We start from the raw sequence: 16222 nt of genomic DNA, 5'->3' as shown, positions 1-16222 counted from the left end.
TCAATCCGGGCCGTAGGGCAGGATGGCAGACATGGCCTGCAGGCATGTGGTGTGCGACAAAGTGAGTGTTTGGTGATGGCGGGGGCCGCTGCACATATGGCTGCCACCGTGGGGCAGGGGTTGGTCGCCCGGGCTGCGGCGCGGCATTGGGATGCCATCGTGGTCGGCACTGGCGTCGGGGGCGGCCTCGTCGGTCGCCGCATGGCCGAGCGTGGCCTTTCGGTGCTCTTCCTGGAAAAAGGTCCCGTCGGCCACCGGACCGAGGGCCAGGACCTGCGGACCGATCTCGCGGATTATTCGGCGCGCCAGGCACGGGGCTTCTGGCCCACCCAGATCGAAACCCGGATCGACGGAGATCGCCCCGACCGCTTCTTCGCGCCGCTGGGCAGCGGGGTCGGGGGCTCGTCAGTCTTCTATGCTGCGGCTGCCGAACGACCCGAACGCCACGATATCGAAGCGACCGATGCCATGCCGCACCCGACGGGCGGCTGGCCGGTGGGGTTCGACGCTTTCCGCCCCTACTTCACGCAGGCCGAAGAGGCCCTGTCGATCCGCGGCGAGAAGGACCCCTTGTCCGATCTTCCCGGGCCGCAGCTGTCCGCGCCGCCCCTCACCGCGGCCGAGACGCGCATGTTCGACGACCTCCGCGCCGCCGGTCTGCATCCCTACCGCGCGCACGAGGCACTGCGGCGCCTGCCCGGATGCACCGACTGCCTGGGTCGCAAATGCCCGCGCCCCTGCAAGATGGATGGCCGCTCCGCCGGGGTCGAGCCGGCGCTGGAAACCGGCAATGCGACCCTACTCCCCAACTGCCCCGTCGAGGAGCTGATCGAAGGGCAGGGCCGCATCACCGCCGCGCGGGTCCGGGCCGACGGGCGCGATTATCTGCTGCAAGCCGATGTTTTTATCCTCGCGGCGGGCGCACTGAATTCGCCGAACCTTCTTTTGCGCTCGACCGGCAGCCACGCGTCTGGCTGCGCCAATTCCAGCGGTTGGGTCGGTCGCGGGCTGATGTTCCACGTCTCGGAGATGGTGGCATTCTGGCCCCGTCGCGGCAGTCCTGCAGTCGGGGCGACAAGGACCTTGTCGTTTCGCGATCTCTACGCGCACGATGGCCAGCGTTTTGGCCTTGTGCAGTCGATGGGCGTTGCGGCCGATGCCGGGCAGATTGCCGGGCATCTCAAGGGCATTTTGTCGCGCAGCAGGCTTCGCCGCCTGCCCGGTGCGTCTCGCCTGGCAACAATCGCCGCAAAGATCGGCGCCGATGTCTTCGGGTCGGCCACTGTGCTTGTCGGACTTCTGGAAGACCTGCCCTATGCGGACAACCGCGTGGAGCCGCACCCGGAGGACCCCGAGGTTCCGCTGATCCGCTATCGCATCTCGGACGAGCTGAAGGCCCGCCGGGCGCTCTTTCGCCAGCTCTTGCGCCAGAAACTGCGCCAGCACCGGCTGATGTTCCTCAACTTCGGCATCGCACTCAACTTCGGCCACCCCAGTGGAACCTTGCGCTTCGGTTCGGATCCGGCGACCTCGGTTCTGGATGCGGACTGCAAGGCACATGATCTTGACAATCTTTATGTCGCCGACGCCTCGTTTATGCCCACCTCGATGGGGGTGAACCCAAGCCTGACCATCGCCGCCAACGCGCTTCGGGTCGGAGATATCGTTGCCACGCGCCTCTCGACCGCTCGTCGCAAAGCCAGTTGATGCGAAACGGAAATTCAATGCACGAACTTGTCGAAGTCGCCGTGATCACCGAGGCCAGCTGGGGCATCGGCAAAGAGCTGGCGCTGGCGCTGGTCCGGCGCGGCATTGCCGTGGCTGGCATTGCGCGCGCGCCGTTCCAGGCCGAGGGTGTGCTGTCCATCACCGCAGATATCCGCCAGCCCGAAGATGTCGCCCGCGGCTTTGACGAGATCCGCGAGAGGCTCGGCACGCCAACGATCCTGGTCAACAACGCGGAAATCTACCCCGACCGCGACATCCTTGACGAAACCCCGGCCTCGTTCATGGACACCGTGCAGTTCAACCTTGGCGGAGCCTTCAACTGCTGCCACGAGGTTCTGCCTGCGATGGTGGCCAGCGGCTCGGGCCGGATCATCAATGTCGTCACCTTTGCCGACGTCAGCCCCGCGCCGCTGGCCGCCGGCTATTCGGTCTCGAAGGGGGCGCTCCGCATCCTGACGCGGGCGCTGGTCGCGGATCTCGGCGACCGTTTTCCTGGCATCGTCGTCACCGACTGGGTTCCGGGCACCCATCAACCCCGCAAGGGCATCCCGGACGGCGTCGATCCTGTCCAGGCTGCCGAATGGGGTGCCACCCTTGCGCTCATGCGGCAGCCCGAGATGAACGGGCGTGTCTTCCTCCGCGACCGGGAACATCAGATCCAGCGGTCGCTCAAAGGCCGGGTCAAGGACCGGGTCCTTGGCCGCGGGCGGGTGCGCATCCGACTCTGATCTGCCTCGGGGGTTTGCACAAATCTTGGGCACTTGATCACGGCCTTGGCGGATTTCGCGTGTCGGGCCTTTTCGGCACTGTCCGGCTCTGTTCTATTCGGAAAAAGGAAAGCCCGGGGGACACGAGTGACGCAGTTCAACGAGATGTATCAGGGTGTCGATGTCCGCCCGCCCTATTCGCGCCTTCGGGACTGGGTCGGGCAGATGCCTCAGGAACTGCGCAGCCTGAAGCAGGCCGAGGCGGAGGCCCTGTTTCGCCGCATCGGCATCACCTTCGCTGTCTATGGCGAGGGTGGAGATCCTGACCGCCTGATCCCCTTCGACATGTTCCCGCGGGTGTTCTCAGGCTCGGAATGGGCAAAACTTGAACGTGGCATCAAGCAACGTGCGCGCGCGCTGAACGCCTTCCTCGTCGATGTCTACGGCCGGGGCGAGATCATCCGCGCCGGCCGCATCCCTGCGCGCCTGGTCTACCAGAACGAGGCCTACGAGAAGGCTGTCGCCGGTTTCGTCCCGCCGAAGGGCGTCTATTCCCATATCGTCGGTGTCGACATCGTCCGCACCGGCCCGGAAGACTTCTACGTGCTGGAAGACAACTGCCGCACTCCCTCGGGCGTAAGTTACATGCTGGAAAGCCGCGAGATCATGATGCGGATGTTCCCCGATCTTTTCCGCGAAAACCGGATCGAACCCGTCGACACCTATTCCGAAAAGCTGCGCCGCACCCTTTCCAGCGTGGCCCCCGCCAAGTGCGAGGGTGAACCGACCGTGGTGATCCTGACGCCGGGCCACTTTAACAGCGCCTACTACGAACATTCGCTTCTGGCCGACCTGATGGGGGTCGAGTTGGTCGAAGGCCAGGACCTCTTTGTCGACGGCGAATACGTCTATATGCGTACCACTGAAGGCCCGCAGCGGGTGGACGTGATCTACCGACGCATTGACGACGCCTATCTCGACCCACTGTGCTTCCGGTCCGACAGCATGCTGGGCATCCCCGGCCTGATGGACGTCTACCGCTCGGGCGGCGTGTCGATCTGCTCGGCGCCCGGCGCAGGGGTCGCCGACGACAAGGCGGTCTACACCTACGTTCCCGATATGGTGCGCTTCTACCTTGGTGAGGAGCCCATCCTGCAGAACGTCCCCACCTGGCAATGCGGGAAGCCGGACGACCTGAACTACGTGCTGGACAAGCTGCCGGAACTGGTCGTGAAAGAGGTCCACGGCTCGGGCGGCTACGGGATGCTGGTCGGACCGAAATGCACGAAAGCCGAGGTCGATGCCTTCCGCGCCAAGATCGTCGCAGACCCAGGCAACTACATAGCCCAGCCGACGCTGGCGCTGTCCACTGTCCCGACCTTCGTCGAGGAAGGCGTCGCCCCCCGCCACGTCGACCTGCGCCCTTACTGCCTGGTCGGCGAGCGGATCGAGCTTGTCCCCGGCGGCCTGACCCGCGTTGCGTTGAAAGAAGGGTCACTGGTCGTGAACTCGTCACAGGGCGGTGGGGTCAAGGACACCTGGGTTCTGGCGGAATGACGGGGACCCACATGACAACTCTCGTTTCTCTTGCCGCCCGCTTCCCCCTCACCCTCTCCCCCAAGGAGAGAGGGAAGCGCAAGCTGCAATGGCGGGCCCGGGCAAACGGCGTGGATTTGGCGGAACGGACGGGCCGGGATCACCCTCTCCCCCTGGGGGCGAGGGCCGGGGTGAGGGGAAACCAGCCATGCTAAGCCGCACCGCCGACAACCTCTACTGGATCGCCCGCTACATGGAGCGCGCAGACACCGTTGCGCGTCTTCTGGAAGTTGGCAGCCGGATCAGCCTGCTTCCCAGCGCACAGGGCTACCGCAGCGAATGGGACAGCCTGCTCCATGCCACCGGCATGGCCGAATCCTTTGCCCAGAAATACGGCGACCCGGTGCAGCGCAACATCGAAAGCTTCCTCTTCTTCGACCGCGACAACCCCTCGTCCATCGCCTCCTGCATAACCGCCGCGCGCGAGAACGGCCGCATCGTCCGCACCGCGCTGACTACCCAGGTCTGGGACGCGCTCAACACCGCCTTCCAGGAACTGCGCCAGCTGGAACGCGAGGAGCGCTCCAAGCTTGAGCTTTCGCGCCTGACCGACTGGACCATGCGCCACGCCGCAATGCTGCGCGGCGCGATTGACGCCACGCTTCTGCGCGACGACGGGTTCAACTTCCTGAACATCGGCTACTACCTGGAACGCGGCGACAACACCGCGCGGCTGATGGACGTCAAGTATTACGTCCTTCTCCCCCGCGTCGATTTCGTCGGCTCGGGCCTCGACAACTATCAGTGGTCCACGCTTCTGCGCGCGATGGGGGCGCAGCGGGCGTTCCATTGGGCCTACGGCGGCGAGATCACCGCCGTGAAGATCGCCGACTTCCTGATCCGCAATCCGCAGTCGCCCCGGTCGCTTGCCACCTGCTCGGCTGGCCTCGTCAACCACCTTGGCCGCCTGTCCAAGGCCTATGGCCGCGAAACCGAGGCGCAACTCGCAGCACAAAACCTTCACGCCGGGATTGAAGGCGCCACTGTCGAGGCGATCTTCGACGAAGGACTGCACGATTTCCTGACCCGTTACATCGCCGAGGCCGCAGGGCTGGCCAACGCGGTCCATGACGCCTACCTCAGCGGAGAGATGCGCTGATGCGCCTGACTGTCGACCATGTGACCCGCTACACCTACGACCACCCCGTGCGATCCGTGGTGCAAAGCCACCGGCTGTCACCTGCCAGCTATTCCGGCCAGAAGGTCATCGACTGGGAGGTGACCGTGTCGGGCGGCCGCAAGGGCGCGCGGCACCGTGACGGGGCCGGCGACCAGATCCAGGCCTGGACCATCGCCGGTCCGGTGACCGAGGTCGTGGTCCATGTCCGCGGTACGGTCGAGACCGAGGACCTCGCCGGCGTGCTGCGCGGTCACCGTGAATCCGTGCCCCCCGACTGCTACCTCTGCGACACCCTGCCCACGCGCCTTGACGTGGCACTGATGGCCCTGGCCGACAGCGTGGCTGCCCCGGACGCCCTGTCCCTGTCCCATGCGCTGTCCGCCGCCGTCTCCGATGCCATTGCCTATCGCCCCGGGGTGACCCACGCGCACACCACCGCCGCCGAGGCCCTGGCCCTGGGCGAAGGCGTCTGTCAGGATCATGCCCACGCACTGATTGCCTGCGCCCGCCATCGCGGCATTTCTGCGCGCTATGTCTCGGGCTACCTTTCGGTCACGGAAGACGGCTCCCCGCACGAGGCCGCGCATGCCTGGGCCGAGCTGCACGTGCCGGGCCTTGGCTGGGTTGGCTTCGACCCCGCGAACCGCTGCTGCCCTGACGCCCGCTACATTCGTCTCGGCTCCGGCTTGGATGCCCAGGATGCCGCCCCGATCCGCGGCATCGCGCGCGGCGGCGGGCGCGAAGAGATGGATGTGACGGTTGCGATCCAGCAGGCCGCCCAATAGGCTGCACCTCAAAAGCCGGGCCCGGAACGGGTCTTGAACCGAGGGACGGACAATGACGTACTGCGTGGGGCTCATGCTGAACGAGGGCATGGTGATGCTGTCGGACACCCGGACCAATGCCGGGCTCGACAATATCTCGACCTACCGCAAGATGTTCACCTTTGAAGAGCCGGGCGAGCGCGTCATCGTCATCATGACCGCAGGCAGCCTGTCGGTGACCCAGACCACCATCGCCCAGCTGCGTGAGGCGATCGAGGACCCCGAGGCCACGCCCGATACGTCGATCATGCTGGCACCGACCCTGCTGAAGGTGGCCGAGATTGTCGGCAACCAGCTGGCGTCCGTCCGCGCAGAGATTGACCACAAGCTTTCCGCCGCTCAAGGCGCCAGCGCCAGCATGATCGTCGCCGGTCAGCGCAAGGGCGGCACGATGCGGATGTTCCTGATCTACCCGGAAGGCAACTTCATCGAGGCGACCGAGGACGCGCCCTTCCTTCAGATCGGTGAGCACAAGTATGGCAAGCCGATCCTCGACCGCGTGGTGAAGCCGACGACCAGCCTGTCGGATGCGCAGAAGGCCGTGCTTCTGTCGATGGATTCGACCCTGCGCTCGAACCTTTCGGTCGGCATGCCGCTCGATCTTGCGGTGATCGAACGCGACACTCTGAGGGTCACCCTCCGCCGCCGGATCGAGGCCGGGGACCCCCAGTTCCGTGCCATGTCCGACGCCTGGTCCACCGCGCTGCGCGAAGGCTTTGCGAAGATCACGATCTAGTCGGAAGGCTTGTCGGGGGGCTGTCTTCACTGCACACCGCTCGGGCTTGCTCGATCAGGTCGTCAGTCCGCGTCCCCCGCGACCTGGCTCAGCACCTGCCCCCGTCCTCGCAGCCGCATCAGCATCGGCACGATCAGGAACACTGCCGAAATCCCAAGCAGGGTGGCCGAAACGGGCGTTGCGACCAGCGTCGTCCAGTCGCCCTGCGCAATCGCCAGGGCCCGGCGCAGCTGCTGCTCGGCCATCGGCCCCAGGATCAGCCCGACCACCACAGGCGCGATAGGATAGCCATAAAGCCGCATCCCGTAGCCCATCAGGCCGAACAGGATCAGCATCCCCAACTCGACCGGCGAGGGGTTGACCCCGATGGTGCCCAGCGTTGCAAACAGCAGGATGCCACCGTAAAGCCAAGGCCGCGGGATCGACAGCAGCCTGATCCACAACCCGATCAGCGGCAGGTTCAGCACCACCAGCATCAGGTTGGCGATCAGAAGACTTGCAATCAGCGTCCACACGAGCTCGGCGTTCATGACGAAGAGCAAAGGCCCCGGTTGCAACCCGAACTGCTGGAACCCCGCCAGCATGATTGCCGCCGTCGCCGTCGTCGGCAGTCCCAGTGTCAAAAGCGGCACCAGCGTCCCTGCCGCCGCCGCGTTGTTTGCCGCTTCCGGCCCCGCCACGCCCTCGATGGCACCCTTGCCGAACTCTTCGGGGTGCTTGGTCAGCTTGCGTTCCGCTGCATAGGACAGGAAGGACGCCACGTCCGCTCCCCCCGCCGGCATCGACCCGATGGGAAAGCCGATGAACGTCCCCCGCAGCCAGGCCTTCCACGACCGACGCCAGTCCGTCGCCGTCATCCGCACGCTGCCCGTCACCCGGTGCATCCCGTCGGGCGGCGTCAGCATCGCCGCCACCGCCAACGCCTCGCCGATGGCGAACAGGGCCACTGCCAGCGTCGTCGTCTCGATCCCGTCCATCAGCTGCGGCACCCCGTAGGTCAGCCGCGCCGCACCCGTCAGCCCGTCGATCCCGACGCAGGCCAGCGCAAGGCCGATGAACAGCGAGGTCAGCCCCCGCAAGGCGCTGTCGCCGAAGGTCGCCGACACAGTGACAAAGGCCAGCACCATCAGCGCAAAGTACTCACGGGGCCCCAATGTCAGTGCCAGCTTCACCACCTGCGGCGCGAGGAACGCCAGCAGCAGCGTCGCAATCAGACCCGCGACGAAGCTTCCGATGGCCGCAGTCGCCAGCGCCGGACCGCCGCGCCCCTGCCGGGCCATCTGGTTGCCCTCGATCGCCGTGACGATCGACGCGCTTTCGCCGGGCGTGTTCAGCAGGATCGAGGTCGTCGACCCCCCGTACATGCCCCCATAATAGATGCCTGCGAACATGATCAGCGACCCCGCCGGGTCCAGGCCGTAGGTCACCGGCAACAGCAGCGCCACCGTCAGTGCCGGGCCTATTCCCGGCAACACCCCGACAGCGGTGCCCAGCGTCACCCCGATCAACGCGTAAAGCAGGATCATCGGGTCCATCGCCGAGGCCAGGCCCTGCATCAGCAGCGAAAAGCTGTCCATCGCCTATCCCCTGAAAATAAGCCGCTCCAGCGGCCCCGCCGGCAAATTCAGCTTAAGAAGCTGGTCGAAGACCCCATAGATCACGAAGCCCAGCACCAGCCCGACGGCCACCGCCTTCCACAAGGGGCGCTGCCCGAAGCCCCGTGCCGTCATCCCGAACAACAATGCGCCCGAGATCACGAAGCCCACCACATGCAGCAGCACCAGCTGACCCACGAGCCCGCCGAGAATCCACAGCACCGGGGCAGGGGCCTGACGCGGTGGCTTGGGCAGGTTACCCTTCCACCCCGACAGCGCGGTCAGCACCGCCAGCACCAGAAGCCCGTAGGCGATGATCCGCGGCACATCGCCGGGACCGACGCCCGCATAGCCGCCGTCCTGCTTCAGCCCGGCGGCATCCAGCAGCAGCAGCACGGCCAGTCCTGCAAGCCCGGCCGCAATGATGAACGCCGCCCCCCTGGGACGGCGTTCGGGGGAGAACCCCTGGCTCACTTGACCAGACCGATGTCGCGCAGCACCGTTTCGGTCGCGGCGATGTCCGCGTCCAGCTGTGCGGCGAAGGCATCTCCGGCAAGGTAGGTGTTTGTCCAGCCCTTGTCGGCCAGCATCTTGGTCCAGCCAGCCGAGCCGTTCAGCGTCTCCATGTCTGCGCTGATCTTCGCCACCTGTTCCGGCGTCAGGCCCGGAGCAGCCGCGACCATCCGCCAGTTCTCCAGCACCACGTCGAAGCCCGACTCCTTGATGGTCGGCGCATCGATCCCCGGCAGACGCTCGGCCGAGGACACCGCCAGAAGCCGCATCGTCCCGGCTTTCACCTGCTCGGCGAACTCGCCGACCGAGGAAACGCCCGCCGTCACCTGATTGCCCAGGATCGCCGCCATCGCCTCACCGCCACCCGAGAAGGCGATGTAGTTGATCTTGGTCGGGTCCACGCCCGCCGCCTTGGCCAGAAGACCTACCGTGATGTGGTCCGTGCCGCCCGCCGAGCCACCGGCCCAGCTGACCGCGCCCGGATCGGCCTTCAGCTTTTCGACCAGATCGGCAAGCGTCTGGATGTCGGACGCAGCCGGAACCACGATCGCCTGGGTATCCCCGGTCAGCCGCGCGATGGGCGTCACGTCCTTCAACGTCACCGGCGATCCGTTGGTCAGGATCGCGCCCACCATGACATAGCCGCCGACGATCAGCTTTGTCGGATCGCCGCCGCTGTCGGCCACGAACTGCGCCAGACCCACGGTCCCGCCTGCGCCCGGCACGTTCACCACCTCGACAGAGGGCGCAATTCCCTCGGCCTGCAAGACCTCCTGCATCGCACGCGCCGTGCCATCCCAGCCGCCGCCGGGGTTGGCCGGGGCCATGATCGTGTAGTCCTGCGCGAAAGCCGGAACTGCCAGCGCGGCCGCAAAAGCCACGCCCAGAATTGCGTGTTTCATCCTGTTTCCTCCCTTGGGGCAACCGTGGTTGCCGAATCCGCCGGGGCTCCCTCCCCGGAACGACACCAGCAAACCACGGCAACCTGTCACGAACCTGACATGGTCCCCGATGGCTATTCGCCCCCCTCAAGTGCCGCGTTCCACTCGGCCAGCACCCGCGCCCGGCTGGCTGCATCCAGATAGGCCAACAGGCCCGGAGATACCGCGACCGGGCGCAGCTTCGCCCCCAAAGCCTCCTGCATCGCCGCCGCCGAATCCTTGCCCCGGACCTCCAGGCTGACCGCCGGCAGGCGCAACCGTTCGGCCAGCACCGTCTGCCCTTCCCGCGACATCAGGAACTCCAGGAACGCCTCACCCAGGTCTGGATTGGCCGCCGCGCGAGGGACCAGCGCCACGCGGCTGATCACCACCACATAATCCCGCGGCAGCACCAGCCCGATATCCGGCAGTCGCGACGCCTGATCCGCCGCGTAGGACCCCAGCACGTTGTAGCCCAGCTTCAGCTGACCCGAATTCACCCCGTCGATAACATCCTGCGAGGTTGGAAATGTCTGCACCCCGGCCCGTCCCATTGCCCGCACCAGCGGCCAGAGGTCGGCGAAATGCTCCTGATCCCGCATCAGGTACAGATAGCCCACCGCCGAGCGTGCAATGTCATAGGTCCCGATCTGGCCTTTCGGGGCCGTCTCCAGCCAGTCGATCAGCGCGGCCCTGGTGTCCGGGGGGCCATCGGGAAACGAGGGCCGGTGATAGACGATCACCCCCGGCTCGAAGGTCAGCGCAAAGACCATGCTGCGCCACGCCGCCCAATCCGGCCAGGCCGCGGCCCCCGGCACGTCTGCCTCACGGGCATAACCGTCGTTGGCCAGTTTCACCGTCACGTCCATAGCCGAGGAAAAGACCAGGTCCGCCGTGGGCTTTCCTCCTGCGTCGGTCTCCTGAACCACCCGTTCCGCGATCTCTCCGGTCAGCAGGTCTTCGTAGCGAACGGTGACGTCCGGCCTCTGGCGCTGGAACGCCTCGACAAGCGGGCGGGCAAGGGGTGAGTCGAGCGACGAATAGACCACCAGCTCTCGCTCGCCGCCGTCAGGCGCCGGAAAGACCACGACTTCCGCCCCGGAGGGGAAGGCGAGACAGACCAGCAAGGCGCGCAGTCTCCACATGGGACCAGCCTAGCCGCAACGTCCGCGCCCCGGCAATCGCAGCTTCATGCAGAGCGCCCCGCGCGATTAGTGACGAAGTCATCGACGAGCCGCGATTCGGTGAACAGCATTGCTGTTCCCGCGTGTTTTCGACCAAAGAGACGGGGGGAGTCCACAGGAAGACCGAAAGGAAGACAGGTGGCTACGGCAATGGCCGTGGGATTGGTCGCGTAAACAAGAAGTTGCGGGGTGATCCTGCTACGCGAGACCCGCCTGCCTTCGCTCTTTCTCAACCACGACCACCTGTCCTAGGCTCGACGGCATGAGAATCCTGCTTGTCGAAGACGACCTGCCCCTGGCCGAGGCGCTGACCACGCTTCTCGTCGGCGCGGGCTATGCTCTCGACGTCACCCACGACGGTCTTTCGGCTGAAAGCCTGGTCGGGGCTGAACGGTTCGATCTTGTGATCCTTGACCTGAATCTGCCGGAAAAGGACGGCCTTTCCGTTCTTCGCTCACTCCGGGCAAAGAGAAATCCCGTTCCAATTCTGATACTTACCGCCCGAGGCGAGCCGGCCGAACGGATTGCGGGCCTCGACCTGGGCGCCGACGATTACATGGTCAAACCCTTTGACGTCGGCGAGTTTGAAGCCCGCGTCCGTTCCGTCCTTCGTCGTCAGGCCGGCCACCACGCGTCGGAATTGCAGATTGGTGCGGTCCGCTTCGACATGGCCGCCCGCCGCTTCAACGTGGGGGACGAGATCCTGGACCTGCCACCGCGTGAGCTGGCCCTGTTGGAGCTTTTCTTCCTGCGCGCCGGGCGTGTCGTCGGAAAAGATGCCATAGTCCAATCGCTTACCTCGCTTGATGACAGCCTCTCCGACAACGCGATCGAACAATACGTAAGCCGGCTGCGCCGCCGCCTGGGTCCCCACGGCCTGACCCTGCGCACTGCCCGCGGCCTCGGGTATCTCCTGGAACGCCCCGGTGGATGACCGCCCCGCCTCGCTTCGCCGGACGATCCTTGTCTGGCTCGTCCTTGCCACGGCCGCCATCGGCGCGCTTGCCCTCATCGACACCCGCATCGAGGCGCAAAGAACCGCGCGCGACGTGTCCGACCGGGTTCTCGTCGGCTCTGCGATGGCGATCGCCGAAGGGGTCAGCGTTGACGCCTCGGGCCGGCTTTCGGTTACGATTCCGTTCTCGGCGCTGGATATGCTGTCGTCAACCGCCCAGGATCAGGTCTTCTACCGGGTCGACGGACCACAAGGATTTCTGACAGGATATCAGGATCTTGCGCCAGTTTCTGTAAGTGCGGACCAAGGAACTGCCCTGACCGACGCGATCTACAAGTCCGTCTCGATCCGCACCGCCACCCTCAGGCGCGACCTTACGACCGGCGAGGGCACCCTGCCATTCACCGTCACCGTCTCCGAAACCACCCGCGCCCGCGAAGCGCTTGCTTCTTCGATCCTGACCCGCTCTGCCCTGCGCATCGCCGGCCTCATCGCCGGGGCCGCCGCTGTCGCCTGGACGGTCGCTACCTATGCGCTCCGCCCGCTTGACCGGCTCTCTCGCACCATCGCCGACCGCGAACCGCATGACCTGACCCCCATCGAAACCGATGCTCCTGCGGAACTGCGCCCCGTGGTCGATGCCCTGAACGGCTTTCTTGTCCGTCTGTCACACGCAATGGCGGCCTTGCAGAACTTTGCCAGCAACGCCAACCACCAGATACGCACACCGCTGACAGTGGCCCGCACGCAGATCGCGGTGTCTGGAAAATCAAACGCGTCCAATGCCTTGGAAAAGGCGGACTCTGCCCTGGTCCGCATCGAGCGCGTCCTGGCGCAGCTTCTGCTTCTTGCCCGGGTCGAGGCGAGCGGCACCCGTCCCGTGCTGGCCGAGGTCGATGTCGCCGCCCTTGCGCGCGGCGTCACTGCCGACTTTTTACCGCAGGCGGTCCGACTTGGGCAGGACCTTGGCTACGACGGTCCGCAATGCGCGAAGGCCCTGACCGAGGACGTCCTGCTGGGCGAGCTTCTGCGCAACCTCATCGGCAATGCGCTGACCCATTGTCCCAAGGACACGATGGTCACCCTGCACGTCGCGGATCACGGGCCCGACGGCCTGGAACTTCTGGTCACCGACACCGGTCCAGCCTTAAGTGACAGCGCCTTCGCCGATCTGCGTGCCCGGTTGCAGCCCGGGCGTGAGATGCGGTCCGGCACGCGGGGTCTGGGGCTTCACATCGTCGCCGAGATCGCTCAGGCCCTGGGTGCACGCATCGGACTTGAACGGGGTCCCTTGGGCAAGGGACTCGCCGTCCGCATCACGCTGGCGGGCGAAAGGGAAATGGTTGGCTGGGGCGCTAGGATTCGAAGCCCGAGGTAGGACGGGTACCGGAATGATGCCGGGCTCGTTGGCAGTGGGGCAACGGGTGGGGCATCAACGGATCATCAAAAGGCCCTACCAACCGCACGCTTCGATGACAGTTCTCCCTTCGTTAGAGAGTGCGGCTACATCAATAACTTGGGTATCGCTGCCTGTCTCGCTGGTGATCCGATAAGCGAACTTTCTTGCCTGTTTCAGCGAGGCGATCAACTTTTCGGCCGGTTTTCCTCTCAGTTCCGCAGCCATCCCGTCGGCGGAACGAGACCACACGTCATTTTCTTCTGCTTCTCCTTCGTCCAACCTCGTCACCACCTGCGGCGCATCGATAGAAATGTAGAAAGGAGTTGTAACACTTACAGCAGTCTCTACACCGTCCTGCCCACCGCAAACTAGGCTCACAAGGCCTCCTGCTGCCGTAGTGTAAAAAACACCTGCCGTAAGTGCATCGGAGATAGGGTCCTTGCCGATGTAAGGTACCCACTTGGGTGTCGGGATCAATTTAGTGCACTCTACCGGATCGCTCGCCCCCTGCGACGTGCAGGCCATCCACCTGTCGGCAATCTCTTGAGATGGAATTCCTTGGTTTGTGGCGAAGCTGTCCAGCGCTTCTCCCTCTTCTTTGGTTGGCTCTCTCGTTATTTCAGACAGTGTAGGTTGGCTAAGGCAGAGCAGTAGCAGTGTGCTCAGAGGAAAGCTGGACCTCCGGCGTCCTAGTGCAGCAAGCGCAACTTGAACCTTCAGGCTTCTTCCTCCAATGCCGCCTGAACCATGGTCGATCAATTCGTTCATCGTCCCCCACTTTGTCGAAGAATGTTGACGATCGATCTGTGGCCGAGAAATCCGGTAAAATTGAGGCCATTCCTGTATCTAATTAGGTAGTAGATACAGGAGCTTATACCATGAAGACGATCTTGACCCTCGGCTCAGCCGGGGGTCTTTTCATTGCTGCACGGGGGTCGGTCGGCCTCTTCGTGCTTCTGCTGGTGGCAAAGCAGGTCAGTCAGGACCTTGCGATGGCCCTGTTCAAGGAGGCGCTGAAGGCAGGGTGGTTCAATGGAACCCGGTGATGTCGTGCTGATCAGAGCCTTCGACGACGTCCCGGAGCATTGGTTCCGCGTGGAGGAGGTCTACGAGGACTGCATCACAGGTCAGGCCCTCACGGGGCCTTTTCAGGGGGAGTACGGGGAACCGGAACTCTCGATGGTTATCAGGGTCCTAGACCCCTCAGAGGTGCCGCTGGGAACTCTAGAGTCCCAGTAGGCCGAAGAAAACAATCGGAAAAATCGGAAGCAACCAGGAAATGGGGCGAAGGCCCCAGATGGAGGACGCATGTCTGTACGTATCCAGTACGCCTATCTCAAGCAGCAGACGTGGCTTTTTCGGAGGAACTACCCGAAGGAACTGCAGCCGCTGCTAGGGCAGGCTTACAAGCAGTCACTCAAGACCGGGGACGCTCGGATAGCCAAGGCGAGGGCCGCAGAGGTCAACGCCAAGTATGAGGAGATCATCACCAAGGCCAAGTCGGGGCAGGTGGTGGAGAAGCCGCAGCCCGTGAAGATCGTTGCTCCAGCCTTCACGCAGGTGACTATCGTAGGCCGGGTCAGCGTGGGGGAGCTGGGGAAGCAGTACTTGAACCGCCGCTCTAACGAACTGCAGCACGGTGGCTTCAAGTCGGTCCGCTTCTCAGTGGGGCTGTTCGTCTCAGCCTTCGGCAAGAGGCCGATTGGGACAGTCACACGAGAGGATGCCCTAGCTTTCACCCGCAAGGTGGCCCTGCTCGGCAAGCACGTTGGGAAGTCCTACAGGACCAAGGGCTACCCGCTGGAGCGACTACTGGCACTGAGTGAGGGGGAGAGGATCAGTCCGCAGACACAGCGGAGGATCGTCAGTCAGGTGGGCCACTTCCTTGACTGGGCCGTTTACGAGGGTCAGCTTGCCAGCAACCCCTTCAAGACGGTTAGGGTTGAGGGGAAGGGAAAGCCACAGCACTATGAGGCTCTTACAGATGAGGAGGTGCTACGCCTGCTCAGCCTGGACGACCCACGGATAGGGGTGGCTCTACGCGTCTGCTTGCTCTCAGGAATGAGGGCAGGGGAGGCCGTGGGGCTGGTCAGGGACGATCTGATCTGGAAGGGCAATCTGGGCTGGTTCGCCTGGATAAGACCCAACGAGGTTCGATCCCTGAAGACGGATGCAGCGGAGCGTATCGTTCCCTTGCACTCAAGTCTGACACCCCTCCTGACGGCTCTCCCGACTACTGGGAGGCTGTTTCCAGGCCTCTCGGTCAACATGGTCACCAAGCGCTTCAGTGTGCTGAGGGAGCAGGCGGGGATCAACAGGCAGGGAGTCGTGTTCCATTCCAGCAGGAAGTGGTTCGTAACCGAGTGCGAGAGGGCAGGGGTGCCGGAACACTTTACGGCGTCCATCGTGGGTCACCAGTCGGCTAGGTCCGAAAACAGGATGACGTATGGCATCTACTCTGCCGGGATCAGTGACGAGCAGAAGCGGGAGATCGTGGAGAAGGTGGGGCTACCGTGCCGCCACTAGATCCAATCCCAGACATCGACGCGTTCGAAGAGAGGGCCGCTATCATGCAACATGATGGCGGTCTTTCTCGTTCGAGGGCAGAAGATCAAGCTGCTCGGGCGCAGGGGTTCCGGGACGCCAGCCACTATTGGCAGGTGCTGGCAGACTATGTGGTGAGCAAAAAGCTGGGGTGACCCATCAAGAACCTCCCGGTGGCTTCGGCTGCCGGGGGGACCGCTTTCCTTTTTTTGTCGTTTCCTGAAGGTTGATGAAGGACTTGCTGAAGGGCTCAGGTGAAGTTTGAGCTAGTCCCCGAAAATCGGGCAGTGACGGAAGCTACGATCTGACGTCTGCTGGTCTCCAAGAACGAGGAGATCAGGATATGAAGAAACGCAGGAACCATGACGCTGGTTTCAAGGCCCGTGTGGCGCTGGAGGCCG

The 16222-nt window shown here is 64.4% G+C and carries 16 protein-coding genes; 11 read left to right on the top strand and 5 right to left on the bottom strand.

Annotation, left to right across the window (positions count from 1 at the left end; all coding sequences use genetic code 11):
- The first annotated feature begins 96 nt into the window (after nt 1-96).
- From Q8M85_RS00245 to Q8M85_RS00220, 6 genes are all read left to right on the top strand, one after another.
- The gene (locus tag Q8M85_RS00245; protein ID WP_305538920.1) at nt 97-1707 is read left to right on the top strand and encodes a GMC oxidoreductase; all 1611 of its coding nucleotides are present in this window, start codon (nt 97-99) and stop codon (nt 1705-1707) included.
- A gap of 17 nt (nt 1708-1724) precedes the next feature.
- Nucleotides 1725-2456: an SDR family oxidoreductase gene (locus Q8M85_RS00240; RefSeq protein ID WP_305538919.1), complete on the top strand. Its 732-nt coding sequence runs from the start codon at nt 1725-1727 to the stop codon at nt 2454-2456.
- A gap of 144 nt (nt 2457-2600) precedes the next feature.
- Nucleotides 2601-3992: a circularly permuted type 2 ATP-grasp protein gene (locus tag Q8M85_RS00235; protein WP_305538934.1), complete on the top strand. Its 1392-nt coding sequence runs from the start codon at nt 2601-2603 to the stop codon at nt 3990-3992.
- Nucleotides 3993-4179: 187 nt separating this feature from the next.
- Entirely contained in the window at nt 4180-5130 is a 951-nt protein-coding gene (locus Q8M85_RS00230; RefSeq protein WP_305538918.1) for an alpha-E domain-containing protein, read from the top strand.
- Entirely contained in the window at nt 5130-5936 is an 807-nt protein-coding gene (locus Q8M85_RS00225) for a transglutaminase family protein (protein WP_305538917.1), read from the top strand. The genes Q8M85_RS00230 and Q8M85_RS00225 overlap by 1 nt, the downstream gene beginning before the upstream one ends.
- A 52-nt stretch (nt 5937-5988) precedes the next feature.
- Nucleotides 5989-6711, top strand: a complete 723-nt coding sequence (locus Q8M85_RS00220) for a proteasome-type protease (RefSeq protein ID WP_305538916.1) — start codon at nt 5989-5991, stop codon at nt 6709-6711.
- A 62-nt stretch (nt 6712-6773) separates the two neighbouring features.
- On the opposite strand, the gene Q8M85_RS00215 is transcribed toward Q8M85_RS00220, so the two are convergent.
- The 4 genes from Q8M85_RS00215 to Q8M85_RS00200 form a co-directional block, all read right to left on the bottom strand.
- Nucleotides 6774-8288 carry a tripartite tricarboxylate transporter permease gene (locus Q8M85_RS00215; protein WP_305538915.1) on the bottom strand — a complete coding sequence of 505 codons (1515 nt, stop codon included), beginning with the start codon at nt 8286-8288 and terminating at the stop codon, nt 6774-6776.
- Between the two features lie 3 nt (nt 8289-8291).
- On the bottom strand, nt 8292-8780 hold the full coding sequence (locus tag Q8M85_RS00210; protein WP_305538914.1) for a tripartite tricarboxylate transporter TctB family protein: 489 nt from the start codon (nt 8778-8780) through the stop codon (nt 8292-8294).
- Complete coding sequence (locus Q8M85_RS00205; protein ID WP_305538913.1) at nt 8777-9721, bottom strand: tripartite tricarboxylate transporter substrate binding protein; 945 nt, start codon at nt 9719-9721, stop codon at nt 8777-8779. The genes Q8M85_RS00210 and Q8M85_RS00205 overlap by 4 nt, the downstream gene beginning before the upstream one ends.
- A gap of 113 nt (nt 9722-9834) precedes the next feature.
- A complete protein-coding gene (locus Q8M85_RS00200; RefSeq protein ID WP_305538912.1) occupies nt 9835-10884 on the bottom strand; it encodes an ABC transporter substrate-binding protein in 1050 nt (349 codons plus the stop codon).
- Between the two features lie 301 nt (nt 10885-11185).
- On the opposite strand from Q8M85_RS00200, the gene Q8M85_RS00195 reads away from it, so the two are divergent.
- The gene (locus tag Q8M85_RS00195; protein ID WP_305538911.1) at nt 11186-11857 is read left to right on the top strand and encodes a response regulator transcription factor; all 672 of its coding nucleotides are present in this window, start codon (nt 11186-11188) and stop codon (nt 11855-11857) included.
- Nucleotides 11850-13256 carry a sensor histidine kinase gene (locus Q8M85_RS00190; protein WP_305538910.1) on the top strand — a complete coding sequence of 469 codons (1407 nt, stop codon included), beginning with the start codon at nt 11850-11852 and terminating at the stop codon, nt 13254-13256. The genes Q8M85_RS00195 and Q8M85_RS00190 overlap by 8 nt, the downstream gene beginning before the upstream one ends.
- Nucleotides 13257-13331: 75 nt before the next feature.
- Here Q8M85_RS00190 and Q8M85_RS00185 read toward each other — a convergent pair whose 3' ends face one another.
- Entirely contained in the window at nt 13332-14045 is a 714-nt protein-coding gene (locus tag Q8M85_RS00185; protein ID WP_305538909.1) for a hypothetical protein, read from the bottom strand.
- 110 nt (nt 14046-14155) lie between these two features.
- Here Q8M85_RS00185 and Q8M85_RS00180 point away from each other — a divergent pair, with 110 nt between their 5' ends.
- The 3 genes from Q8M85_RS00180 to Q8M85_RS00170 all read left to right on the top strand — a co-directional run bounded on the left by Q8M85_RS00180 (nt 14156) and on the right by Q8M85_RS00170 (nt 15803).
- Nucleotides 14156-14323: a hypothetical protein gene (locus tag Q8M85_RS00180; RefSeq protein ID WP_305538908.1), complete on the top strand. Its 168-nt coding sequence runs from the start codon at nt 14156-14158 to the stop codon at nt 14321-14323.
- Nucleotides 14310-14516 (top strand): hypothetical protein, encoded by a 207-nt coding sequence (locus tag Q8M85_RS00175; RefSeq protein ID WP_305538907.1) that lies wholly within the window; start codon nt 14310-14312, stop codon nt 14514-14516. Before Q8M85_RS00180 ends, Q8M85_RS00175 begins: the two co-directional genes overlap by 14 nt.
- 69 nt (nt 14517-14585) lie before the next feature.
- Nucleotides 14586-15803, top strand: coding sequence for a DUF6538 domain-containing protein (locus Q8M85_RS00170; RefSeq protein WP_305538906.1), 1218 nt, complete (start codon nt 14586-14588; stop codon nt 15801-15803).
- Nucleotides 15804-16222: the final 419 nt, after the last annotated feature.

This window comes from Tabrizicola sp., assembly GCF_030694085.1.
Classification (GTDB): domain Bacteria; phylum Pseudomonadota; class Alphaproteobacteria; order Rhodobacterales; family Rhodobacteraceae; genus Tabrizicola.
This window is presented reverse-complemented; position numbering and strand designations above follow the sequence as displayed.